This window comes from Pseudaquabacterium inlustre (assembly GCF_038066595.1).
Lineage (GTDB): Bacteria > Pseudomonadota > Gammaproteobacteria > Burkholderiales > Burkholderiaceae_C > Pseudaquabacterium > Pseudaquabacterium inlustre.
In genome coordinates this window covers 316,979-328,553 of the sequence record NZ_JBBUTH010000007.1, presented here as the reverse complement: position 1 = coordinate 328,553, position 11,575 = coordinate 316,979, and the positions used below count along the sequence as shown (strand labels likewise).

Here is an 11,575-nt window from a genome sequence, read left to right as displayed (position 1 = left end):
GGCGCATGCGATTGAAATTCACCAAGATGCACGGCGCGGGCAACGACTTCGTCGTGCTCGACGCCACGCGCGCGCCGATCGAGCTCACGCGCGAGCAACTGCGCCACCTGGGCGACCGGCGCTTCGGCGTGGGCGCCGACCAGATCCTGATGGTCGAGCCGGCGCGCAGTGCGGGGGTGGATTTCCGCTACCGCATCTTCAACAACACCGGCGACGAGGTGGAGCATTGCGGCAACGGCGCGCGCTGCTTCACCCGCTTCGTGCACGAGCAGGGCCTGACCACGCAGCGCACGGTCAAGGTCGAGACGGTGAACAACCTGATCGAACTGACGCTGCAGGACGACGGCCGCGTCACCGTGGACATGAACCGTCCGATCTTCGAGCATGAACGCATCCCGTTCAGCGCCGACGGCCTGACGCCGCGCCTGGAGAACGGTTTCGCGCTGTGGCCGTTGGACGTGGGCGAGGGCCGGCGCGTCGAGGTGGCCGTGCTGTCGATGGGCAACCCGCATGCGGTGCAGCGCGTGAGCGATGTGCGCGAGGCGCCGGTCACGGCGCTGGGCCCGCTGGTCGAGACGCATGCGCGCTTTGCGCGCAAGGTGAATGCCGGCTTCATGCAGGTGCTGTCGCGCCACGAGATCGCGCTGCGCGTGTGGGAACGCGATGCCGGCGAGACCCTGGCCTGCGGCACCGGCGCCTGCGCCGCCGTGGTGGCCGGCATCCGCCTGGGCTGGCTGGACCGCCGCGTGGACGTGCAGGCCCGCGGCGGCCTGCTCACCATCGAGTGGCCGGCCGACGACGCCAGCGTGCGCATGACCGGGCCCGCCGCAACCGTGTACCAAGGAGAGATCGAACTGTGACCATCGAAGGCGCGATCACCGAGACCGACATCGCCAACTACCTGGCCAACACGCCCGGGTTCTTCGAGCGCCATGCCGAACTGCTGGCCAGCATCCAACTCACCAGCCCGCACGGCCAGCGCGCCGTGTCGCTGCAGGAGCGGCAGATGGAGATGCTGCGCGAGAAGATCCGCGGCCTGGAGCACCGCATCATCGAGATGATCCGCCATGGCAACGAGAACATGGCCATCGCCGACCGGCTGCACCGCTACACCCGGGCCATCATGCTGGTGCGCTATGCCGGCAACATGCCCGAGGTGCTGCTGTCGACGCTGAAGCACGAGTTCATGATCCCGCAGGCCACGCTGCGCCTGTGGGGCATGGACGAGGCCTACGATGACCTCACCTTCACCCAGGGGGTCAGCGAGGACACCAAGGCCTTCGTCGGCAGCCTGGCGCTGCCGTATTGCGGCCTGAATTCGGGCTTCGAGGCGGTGGGCTGGCTGGAAGACACCGCCCATGTGCAGAGCGTGGCGCTGATCCCCCTGCGTGGCGGCCTGGCCGACGAGCCCTTCGGCCTGCTGGTGCTGGGCTCGCCCGACCCCACGCGCTACACCGCCGAGATGGGCACCGATTTCCTGGTGCGCATCGGCGAGGTGGCGGGCGCGGGCCTGTCGCGCCTGCTGCCGATGAACTGACGCCCAGGCGCGGCGGTGCATGGCGCAGACGCAGGTGTCGCAGGCTGACGCGCAGGCTGAGCGTGCACCGCTCGGGCCGGGCGTGCTGCAGTTCATCGAGCACCTGCGCGTGGCGCGCCGTCTGGCGCCGCGCACCGTGGCCATGTACACCGATGCACTGCACTGGCTGCAGGCCAGTGCGGCCGAGGAAGGCATCGCGCTCGACCAGGCCCAGGCGTACCACATCCGCCGCTGGATGGCTCAGCTGCGCGAGCGCGGCCTGGGGCCGCGCAGCATCGCCATCGCGCTGGCCGCCTGGCGCGGGCTGTACCGGCACTGGGGCCGTGAGCTGAAGGTCACGCACAACCCGGTGGACGGACTGCGCCCGCCCAAGGCGCCCAAACCGCTGCCCAAGGCCTTGTCGGTCGACCAGGCCATGGCCTTGGCCGACCAGCCGGTGCCCACCGAGAACCCGGTGCTGGCGGCGCGCGATCACGCCATCGTCGAGCTGCTGTACGGCTGCGGCCTGCGCGTGGGCGAGCTGGTGGGGCTGGACGCTTCGCCGGGCCCGCATGCCGCCGGCTGGATCGACGCGGCCGAGGGCACGGCCCATGTGCTGGGCAAGGGCAGCAAGCGGCGCAGCGTGCCGGTGGGCGGCGCCGCGCTGAAGGCGCTGGCGGCCTGGCTGGCGCTGCGTGGCGAGATGGCCGCGGCCGACGAGCCGGCGCTGTTCGTCACCCGCACCGGCACGCGGCTGTCCAGCAGCCAGGTGCGCACGCGGTTGGCAGCCATCGGCCAGGCGGCCGGCCTGCCCACCGGCGTGCACCCGCACATGCTGCGCCACAGCTATGCCTCGCACCTGCTGCAAAGCAGCGGCGATCTGCGCGGCGTGCAGGAACTGCTGGGCCACGCCAGCATCAGCACCACGCAGATCTACACCAAGCTCGATTTCCAGCACCTGGCCAAGGTGTACGACGCCGCCCACCCCCGGGCCAAGAAGAAGAAAGAACCCTCATGAAGACCATCCGCTTGCGCGACGGCAAGGAGCGCTCGCTGCAGCGCCGCCACCCCTGGGTGTTCCAGGGCAGCATCAGCCAGGGCCAGGCCGAATCGGGCGACACCGTGCGGCTGGAGGGCGCCGATGGCCGCTTTCTCGGCTGGGGCGCCTACAGCCCCACCTCCAGCATCCGGGTGCGCGCCTGGAGCTTTGACGAGGCCGAGGCCATCGACGAAGCCTTCTTCGAGCGCCGCCTGCGCCGCGCCATCGCACTGCGCGAGCGCCTGGCCATCCAGAGCGACGGCGTGCGCCTGGTGCATGGCGAGGCCGACGGCCTGCCGGGCCTGATCGTCGACCGCTATGGCGACACGCTGAGCGCGCAGTTCCTGGGTGCCGGTGCCGAGCGCTGGCGCCCCGTGATCGCCGATGCGCTGCTGCGCATCACCGGCCTGCAGCGCCTGTACGAACGCTCGGACGCCAGCACGCGCAAGCTGGAAGGGCTGGAACTGCGCGCCGGCTGGCTGCGCGGCGATGGGCCGACCGAGCTGGCCATCACCGAGCATGGCTGGACGCTGGGCCTGGACGTGGCGCAAGGCCACAAGACTGGCTACTACCTCGACCAGCGCGACAACCGCCACCGCTTCAGCCAGCTGGTGCGCCAGCTGGGCTGCCAGACGGTGCTGAATTGCTATGCCTACACCGGCGGCTTCAGCGTGGCGGCGCTGGCGGGTGGTGCCAGCCATGTGACCACGGTGGACTCATCCGGCCCGGCGCTGGAGCGCGCGCGCGACAACCTGCGCCGCAACGGCTTCGATGACACGGCGCACAGCTTTGCCGATGCCGACGTCAACGCCTACCTGCGCCAGGCCCTGGCCGAGGGCCGGCAGTTCGACGCCATCGTGCTCGACCCGCCCAAGTTCGCGCCCAGCGCGGCGCATGCCGAGCGCGCCTCGCGCGCCTACAAGGACATCAACCGCCTGGGCCTGAAGCTGCTGGCCCCCGGCGGCCTGCTGATGACCTACAGCTGCTCGGGCGGCGTGGGCGCCGAGCTGTTCCACAAGATCGTGGCCAGTGCCGGGCTGGATTCGGGCGTCAACGCCACCATCCTGCAGCGCCTGGAAGGCGCGTGCGACCACCCGACGACGATCGAGTTCCCCGAGGGCGAGTACCTCAAGGGCCTGGCGCTGCTGCGTGTCTGAGCTGCCGTTGCGTCAGGCCGGCGGGCGCCGCGTCGGCCTGATCGAGGATGACCCGGCCAGCGCGGCACGCCTGTGCATGGCGTTGGCGCCGGGCGGCTGGCAGCTGGCCTGGCAGGCGGCCAGCGTGGCCGAAGCCCAGGCCGCACTGGCGCGCGAGGTGCCCGAGGTGCTGCTGGTGGACCTGGGCCTGCCCGACGGGCATGGCACGGCACTGATTGCCGAGGCCCTGCGCCGCCGTGTGGATTGCCAGGTGCTGGTGATCAGCGTGTTCGGCGACGAGCGCAGCGTGCTGCAGGCGATCGCGGCGGGCGCCAGTGGCTATCTGGTGAAGGGGCAGGGTGACGAGGACATCGCACGCCACCTGGGCCACCTGACCGAAGGCGGCTCGCCGATGTCGCCCGCCATCGCCCGCCACCTGCTGCTGCAGCTGCGTGAGCGCATGGCGCCGCCGGCGGCCGCCCCGGTGGCCGGGCCGGACACCCCGGACCTGGGCGAGAGCCTCACGGCCCGCGAGCAGGAGGTGCTGCGCCACATCGCCCGCGGCTACACCTACGACGAGACCGCCACCGCGCTGGGCCTGAGCGTCAACACCGTACGCCACCACGTCAAGCAGATCTATGCCAAGCTGGCCGTGCGCTCGCGCGGGGCGGCCGTCTATGTGGCGCAGCAGCGCGGCTGGCTGGCAGCGCCGCCGCGGCGCTGAGGTGATGGGCGGGCGGGCCGGCGGGCCATCCGGGGCAAGGTGCCGGAGGCCGCTGCGGGCATCGGCCGGGATGCTGGTCTGCCTGATCGTCATGGCGCTGGCCGGGTGGGTGTGGCCTGCGCGCGCCGTGTCTGCCGCCGTCGACACCGCTGACACCGAGGTGCAGACCCTGTGGCAGGCCGAGCGGGCGGTGGGCCTGCGCGATCCCGCGCAGCCTGGCGCCGCGTCCGACTGGCAGGCGGTGGCATTGGACGAGGCCTGGCGCCGTCAGCAGCCGCCGATCGCCGGCCTGTGGACCTACCGCCTGCATTTCACCGCTTCACGCGACAGCCCGCCGCTGGGCTTGCTGATCCCGCGCGTCGGCGACCGCGTCCGCCTGTTCGTCAACGGCCGGCAACGGCTCGAGCTGGGTGCGCCGGGGCAGCCTGCCGGCGACGGCGAGGACCACTCGGCCTGGCCCGTGTGGCTGCCGCTGGAGCAGGCCGACCTGCGCGAGGGCGAGAACACGCTGCACATCCAGGTGCAGGGCAACGGCTGGCGGCTGTCGGGCCTGTCGCATCTGGTGGTGGGCCCGCGGGACCGGGTGGCCGCGCAACACCGCCGCAGCCTGACCGCGCAGCTGGCGCTGGCCGGCATCAGCCTGAGCGTGTGCGCGGCCGTGGCCCTGCTGGCCGGTGCTTATGCGCTGTGGTGGCCGGGGCAGCGCGTGGCCGGCATGCTGGCGCTGTCGGCCGCGGCGTGGGGGCTGCGCTCGCTGCTGTGGTGGTGGCCGGACAGCGGCCTGTCCCAGGCCCTGCGCCTGCTGTTGCTGGACCTGGGCTTCAGCGCGGCCGTGGCGCTGGCCAGCGCCACGGCCTTGCGTCTGGCCGGTCTGCCCACGCGCCGCTGGTGGCTGCTGCTGGGGGCGTTGCTGGCGCTGCAACCGCTGGTGGCGCTGTGGCTGGCGCATGGCGGGCCGGTGGCCGGGCGTGCCCTGGCGCAGAACGCGCTGGTGCTGGTGTGCGTGGGCGTGCTGTTGCGTCTGGCGTGGCGGGCACGGCGGCGCGGGCAGTGGCCGGCACGGGTGGTGGCCGCAGGTGGCCTGGCCATGCTGGCGCTCAGTGGCCATGACCACTGGTTCCTGTTCCTCTCCACGGCACGCGACGCCCACTCGCAGCCCTACCTCACGCCGCTGGGCCTGCCGCTGTTCCTGCTGGCGTGCGGCTGGTTGCTGGCCTGGCGCGTGCACCGCGGCCTGCGGGCCGAGGCGCTGGCCCAGCGCCTGCGCGACCGCCGCGAGCAGCTGCGCCGCGCGGCGGCCGAGCATGAGCGGCAACGCCTGCTGCGCCAGCTGCACGACGGGCTGGGCGCGCAGCTGGTGGGCCTGCTGGCCGCCGTGCAGCGCGGCACGCTGCAGGGGCCGCAGATCGCCGATGGCCTGCGTGACACGCTGGACGAGTTGCGGCTGTCGCTGGACCTGATGGACTGCGATGGCGATGACCTGGGCGAACTGCTGGGCCAGCTGCGCTTCCGGCTCGAACCGCGCCTGCGCCAGGCGGGGCTGGCGCTGCACTGGCAGGTGCCGGTGGGCCCGGCACTGCCACCGCCGCCCGGCATGGCGCGGCCGGGCGGGCCCGATCACCTGCGGCACTGGCTGCAGGAGGCGCTGACCAATGTGCTGAAGCACGCGCGGGCGACGCGGGTGCAGGTGTCTGCCGGCCCGGGTTGGCTGGCCGTGCAGGACGATGGCATTGGCGCATCGGCGCCGACGGGCATGCCTGAACAGAGCGCCGCGGGCGGGCGCGGCCTGCGCCACCTGGGCGAGCGCGCCCGGGCCCTGGGCGCGGTGCTCGAGGTCGGCCCCGCACATCCTGGCTGGCGGGTCGCCCTGCGCTGGCCCGTGCACAGTTCACACACCTAGGCCGATGGTGCAGCGGCACTGCATGAAGATGTGATGCGGCGACCAGGCAGGGGCCAAGAGACTGCGGGCCTTTCCCACTGTCCGGTTCCCGTCATGAAGCACACCTCTGCCCTTGTTCGTTTCTCCGCCTCGCTCGCGCCGTTGGCGGTGCTGTTGTCGCTGACTGCCTGTGGCGGTGGCAGCGGCAGCGACGAGCCTGCCACCGTGACGCTGGAAGGGCAGGTCATCAAGGGCCCCGTGGTCGGTGCCACGGTGGTGGCTTACCGGGTGGGGGCGGATGGGCAGCGGGGCGCCGAGCTGGCGCGCACCACCAGCATCGCCGGTGGCACCTATCGGCTGGTGGTGCCGGCCGATGCCGCCACGTTGCTGGTGCAGGCCACGGGCGGCACCTACGACCACGAGGCCATCGAGGGCGTGGACAGCACGCCGCTGGACACGCCGCTGCGCAGCTGGACGACGCTGACCGCCGGCAGCAGCGGCAGCCGCACCGTGCACCTGACGCCGCTGACCGAGACCGCGGTGCGCCGCGCCCTGGCGGCCAAGGACGGGGCCACCGCCGCCAACCTGGCGGCGGCGGCCAGCGCCGTGGTCAGCGAGGCGGCGCTGGGCAACACCGATCTGGTGACCACCACCCCGGTGCTGAGCGGCAGCACCAACGCCTACGGGCAGGCCGTTCTGCGTCTGGCCCGGCTGATGCTGTACGCCGGCAACCTGGACAGCATCCTGGCCACCTATGCCCAGGCGGTGCCCGGTGACCAGGCGGTCCTGGCCACTGGTGCCTTGCCCGGCACCTTCTCGGCCACGGCGCTGAACGGCACGCACTGGCGCAGCGACTGCAAGCCGGGTGCCGGCCGCGCCAGCGAGGCCTCGGGCCAGGCCTTCAATTACCAGTCACGGGTGGAGACGGCCGCGTACGACAGCACCGGCACCGACCACGAGTACCGGGTGAGCACCGAGACCGGCTACTTCAGCGATGCCGCCTGCACCCAGCCTGTGGCCATGGTGAGCGACGCCTACGCGGCCGACCTGCGCAGCGACCGTGTGCGCTTCACGGCCCTGGTGAAGCTGGCCGACGGCAGCAGCGCCTACCGCTACACGCGCACCACCGTCACCCACAGCACCGGTGTGCAGCGCGAATCCACCGGCATGCTCAAGCTGGATGGCAGCGGCAGCAGCCGCCGGCTGGTGCGCGCCGACGGCTACAGCGAGGCGCTGGGCGTGAACTTCAGCGGCGCCACCGGCTTTGGCCTGGCCTCGGGCAGCGACATTCCCGAGCGCTACCAGAACAGCCTGGTGCTGGCCAATGCCTGGTACCAGCCCTGTGTGACCGGCAGCGGCACGGCCACCGTGCCGGAGTGGAACATCAGCTACCCCTATGCGTCCTACCGGCCCGGTGTGGCCGTGGGCAACATGGGGGCGACCACGCCGCTGCTCTACACCTACCAGACCGAGGTGGTCTATTTCAGCGATGCGGCGTGCCAGAGCGCGGTGCTGATCGACGGCGCGCGCGGTGATCACCGCATGACGCTGGAGTCCTGGGTGACGCTGGCCGATGGCAGCACGGCCGTGCGCGGCACCCAGGTCAGCACCCTCACGGACAGCAGCGGCAGCCAGACCGTCAACCGCTACAAGGTGCTGCTGCGGCTCAACAGCAGCGAGGGCGTCGACACCCTGGATGCGGCCACCAGCACCGCCGGTGCCACGGCGTACCCCGAGGGCAGCAGCCTGCGCCGCCACACCGCAGGCTGGCAGGCCGGCGGCCGGTGAGCAGCGCGCCGCCATCTGTCCACCACTGCCACCAGCGCCACCAACGCCACCAACGCCACCACCACATGCACACCTCCGTGAAGTTCCAACGCCTGGCCATCTCCCTGGCCGCGGTCATGCTCGTGACCACGTTCCCGACGGCCGCATCGGCCCAGGCCCTCTTCGACAAGCTGGCCGAGAAGGCCGCGCAGAAGCTGGCGCCAGCCCAACCCAAGCCCGGCGAGTTCAGTGCCGACGACGCCAGGCATTCGGCACCAGCACCCAGTCCAAGAGCCGCACGCTGCGTGCGCTGGCCGGTTTCACGCACTTCCTGATGCGCGACGCCAGCCCGGAGGCGCGTACGAACCACCAGTACGGCCAGATGTCCTGCAAGACCGACCTGCAGCACAACGAGGTGCCGGACAAACTGCTGCCCCAAGGGCTGGAGAGCCTGCTGCTGCTGGAGCCTGGTGTGGTCTACGTGGGGCCGCCACCCTTTGCGGGGGACAAGACCAGGCCCTCTGGTCACAACCTGCTGCGTCCGGGCTTCGTGCTGCCCCTGCTCTACAAGGAGGGCAAGGCCGAGGCGGCCAAGGTGCAGTGGGCGCGCGTGATCAAGGATCGCAACGTGGCCGACACGCAGAAGACCCGCAGCTTCACGCTGGTCTACACCTACCCGGCCACCGGCTTCGAGAACATGACCCAGAAGCAGGTCATCAACAACAGCTACGTGGACACCATCGTGTCGCGCAGCCGCGTCTACGTGGCCGTGTGCCAGGACCAGGACAGGAAGTACTGGACCCACCGGTTCTACCTGGTCGAGAAGGCGCCGCCGGGTGTCTTCTTCGGCGAGCGCTGGTCGGGCCAGTACGACCATGCCCTGCCGGCCAGCGCCGTGCCTGTGGCTATTGCGTCCGAGGCGGCGCTGAAGTACCAGGGATTCAAGCCACGCTGATGGGGTGGCGCCGCGCCAGTGGCCGACAGCCCGACCGGGCGGCCCGCCATGGCCGGGTCCCGATCATGGGGCCGGCAGATCCACCCGCGGCTCGAACTTCGCCCGGTGCGTGGCGAAGAAGGTCTTCACGTTGCGCACGTTGGCGTCCTGCGTGAAAAGGCGCTGCACCAGCGCGTGGTAGGCCGGCATGTCGGCCAGCCACAGCACCAGCACCACATCGGGCCCTGGGCTCACGCGGTAGCACTGCTGCACGGCGGCATCGGCCACGGCGCGGGCCTCGAAGGCGGCCACCTGCTCGGCGCCCTGGCGGTCGAGCGTCACCTCCACAATGGCCTGCAGCCCGCCGGCGCGCTGCGGTGACACGATGGCCACCTGGCGCTCGATGACGCCCAGTTCCACCAGCCGCCGCACGCGCCGCAGCGCCGTGGCCGGCGACACATGCGCTGCCTCGGCCAGGGCCTGGTTGGAGCGCGAGGCATCCTGCTGCAGCAGGGTGAGCAGACGGCGGTCGATCGCGTCCAGCACCTCTGACGAGATTGATTCTTGCGTTGAAGTCAACATTGCAGTCTGAAAATTGCAGACGGCATCATGCATGCTCATGGATTGCAGAATCAAGTTGATTTTGCACGCCTCTTTCATGGTGGCTTGGCTAGCATGCGCGGCAACCACTGTTCATCACCGCAAGCAAAGGCCCAAACCCATGTGTGGCATCGTCGCAGCCGTCAGCAACCGCAACATCGTGTCCGTGCTGGTCGAGGGCCTGAAGCGCCTGGAGTACCGCGGCTATGACAGCTGCGGCGTGGCGGTGCACCAGGACGGCACCCTGCGCCGCACCCGCAGCACCAGCCGCGTGGCCGAGCTCGATGCGCAGATCGCCGCCGATGCCGTGGCCGGCGGCACCGGCATCGCCCACACCCGCTGGGCCACGCATGGTGCGCCGGCGGTGCACAACGCCCACCCGCACTTCTCGGGCGATCGTATTGCCCTGGTGCACAACGGCATCATCGAGAACCATGACGAATTGCGCGCCGAACTGCAGTCCAAGGGCTACCAGTTCGCCAGCCAGACCGACACCGAGGTCATCGCGCACCTGATCCACCAGCTGTATGACGGCGACTTGCTGGACGCCGTGCAGCGGGCCGTGGTGCGCCTGAAGGGTGCCTATGCCATCGCCGTGTTCGCCAAGGACGAGCCCCACCGCGTGGTGGGCGCACGCGAAGGCAGCCCGCTGGTGCTGGGCGTGGGCGAGGGCGAGACCTTCCTGGCCAGCGATGCCATGGCCCTGGCCGGCGTGACCGACCAGATCGTCTACCTGGAAGAGGGCGACGTGGTCGACCTGCACCTGGGCAAGCACTGGATCAGCCAGCGCCAGGCCGATGGCGGCTTTGCCCGCGTGGAGCGTCCGGTGCGCACCGTGCATGCTCACAGCGGCGCGGCCGAGCTGGGCCCCTACCGCCACTACATGCAAAAGGAGATCTTCGAGCAGCCCAAGGCCATTGCCGACACGCTGGAAGGCGTGGCCGGCTTCGACCCCGACCTGTTCGGTGACAAGGCGGCGGAGGTGTTCGACGCCATCGACCGCGTACTGATCCTGGCCTGCGGCACCAGCAGCTACTCGGGCCTGACCGCCAAGTACTGGCTGGAGGCCATCGCCGGCATTCCCTGTAGCGTGGAGATCGCCAGCGAGTACCGCTACCGCGAGAGCGTGCCCGACCCGCGCACCCTGGTGGTCACCATCAGCCAGAGCGGTGAGACCGCCGACACGCTGGCCGCGCTGAAGCATGCCCGCTCGCTCGGCATGACCCGCACGCTGACCATCTGCAACGTGGCCACCAGCGCCATGGTGCGCGAGTGCGAACTGGCCTACATCACCCGCGCCGGCGTGGAGATCGGTGTGGCCAGCACCAAGGCCTTCACCACCCAGCTGGTGGCGCTGTTCCTGCTGACCATGGTGCTGGCCAAGCGCCGCGGCAAGCTGCCGGCCGAGGGTGAGGCCGCCGCGCTGCGCAACCTGCGCCACCTGCCCGCCGCGCTGCAGGCCGTGCTGGCACTGGAGCCGCAGATCATCGGCTGGGCCGAGCAGTTCGTGCCGCGCCAGAACGCGCTGTTCCTGGGCCGCGGCCGCCACTACCCCATCGCGCTGGAAGGCGCGCTCAAGCTCAAGGAGATCAGCTACATCCACGCCGAGGCCTACCCGGCCGGTGAGCTCAAGCACGGCCCGCTGGCCCTGGTGGATGCCAGCATGCCGGTGATCACCGTGGCGCCGGCCGACGATCTGCTGGAAAAGCTCAAGAGCAACATGCAGGAGGTGCGTGCCCGCGCCGGTGAGCTGTATGTGTTTGCCGACGCCGACACCCACATCGAGAGCAGTGCCGGTATTCACGTGATCCGCCTGCCCGAACACTACGGCGCACTGAGCCCGATCCTGCACGTGGTGCCGCTGCAGCTGCTGGCCTATCACACAGCCTGCGCGCGCGGAACGGACGTGGACAAGCCTCGCAATTTGGCCAAAAGCGTCACAGTGGAGTGACGCGTTCAGGGCGCTCGATCATCCCGTTG

Annotated in this window: 11 protein-coding genes; 10 read left to right on the top strand and 1 reads right to left on the bottom strand. The window is 70.8% G+C overall.

The annotated features are described in order from the left end of the window. The first annotated feature begins 5 nt into the window (after positions 1-5). The 9 genes from dapF (at position 6) to AACH10_RS12975 (ending at position 9,016) form a co-directional block, all read left to right on the top strand. Positions 6-860, top strand: a complete 855-nt coding sequence (dapF, locus tag AACH10_RS13015; protein WP_341410856.1) for a diaminopimelate epimerase — start codon at positions 6-8, stop codon at positions 858-860. Further along, positions 857-1,537: a DUF484 family protein gene (locus AACH10_RS13010; RefSeq protein ID WP_341410855.1), complete on the top strand. Its 681-nt coding sequence runs from the start codon at positions 857-859 to the stop codon at positions 1,535-1,537. The genes dapF and AACH10_RS13010 overlap by 4 nt, the downstream gene beginning before the upstream one ends. A gap of 19 nt (positions 1,538-1,556) precedes the next feature. After that, complete coding sequence (locus AACH10_RS13005; protein WP_341410854.1) at positions 1,557-2,534, top strand: tyrosine-type recombinase/integrase; 978 nt, start codon at positions 1,557-1,559, stop codon at positions 2,532-2,534. Beyond that, positions 2,531-3,712 (top strand): class I SAM-dependent rRNA methyltransferase, encoded by a 1,182-nt coding sequence (locus tag AACH10_RS13000; RefSeq protein WP_341410853.1) that lies wholly within the window; start codon positions 2,531-2,533, stop codon positions 3,710-3,712. Before AACH10_RS13005 ends, AACH10_RS13000 begins: the two co-directional genes overlap by 4 nt. Beyond that, entirely contained in the window at positions 3,705-4,415 is a 711-nt protein-coding gene (locus AACH10_RS12995; RefSeq protein WP_341410852.1) for a LuxR C-terminal-related transcriptional regulator, read from the top strand. Before AACH10_RS13000 ends, AACH10_RS12995 begins: the two co-directional genes overlap by 8 nt. A gap of 127 nt (positions 4,416-4,542) precedes the next feature. Continuing rightward, positions 4,543-6,315 carry a sensor histidine kinase gene (locus AACH10_RS12990; protein WP_341410851.1) on the top strand — a complete coding sequence of 591 codons (1,773 nt, stop codon included), beginning with the start codon at positions 4,543-4,545 and terminating at the stop codon, positions 6,313-6,315. A 93-nt stretch (positions 6,316-6,408) separates the two neighbouring features. After that, positions 6,409-8,082, top strand: coding sequence for a hypothetical protein (locus AACH10_RS12985; RefSeq protein ID WP_341410850.1), 1,674 nt, complete (start codon positions 6,409-6,411; stop codon positions 8,080-8,082). Positions 8,083-8,147: 65 nt separating this feature from the next. Further along, positions 8,148-8,396 carry a hypothetical protein gene (locus AACH10_RS12980; protein ID WP_341410849.1) on the top strand — a complete coding sequence of 83 codons (249 nt, stop codon included), beginning with the start codon at positions 8,148-8,150 and terminating at the stop codon, positions 8,394-8,396. Next, on the top strand, positions 8,396-9,016 hold the full coding sequence (locus tag AACH10_RS12975; RefSeq protein WP_341410848.1) for a hypothetical protein: 621 nt from the start codon (positions 8,396-8,398) through the stop codon (positions 9,014-9,016). The genes AACH10_RS12980 and AACH10_RS12975 overlap by 1 nt, the downstream gene beginning before the upstream one ends. A gap of 63 nt (positions 9,017-9,079) precedes the next feature. Here AACH10_RS12975 and AACH10_RS12970 read toward each other — a convergent pair whose 3' ends face one another. After that, the gene (locus AACH10_RS12970; RefSeq protein WP_341410847.1) at positions 9,080-9,577 is read right to left on the bottom strand and encodes an Lrp/AsnC family transcriptional regulator; all 498 of its coding nucleotides are present in this window, start codon (positions 9,575-9,577) and stop codon (positions 9,080-9,082) included. A gap of 139 nt (positions 9,578-9,716) precedes the next feature. On the opposite strand from AACH10_RS12970, the gene glmS reads away from it, so the two are divergent. Then, positions 9,717-11,546 carry a glutamine--fructose-6-phosphate transaminase (isomerizing) gene (gene glmS / locus AACH10_RS12965; RefSeq protein WP_341410846.1) on the top strand — a complete coding sequence of 610 codons (1,830 nt, stop codon included), beginning with the start codon at positions 9,717-9,719 and terminating at the stop codon, positions 11,544-11,546. The last annotated feature ends 29 nt before the right edge of the window (positions 11,547-11,575 follow it).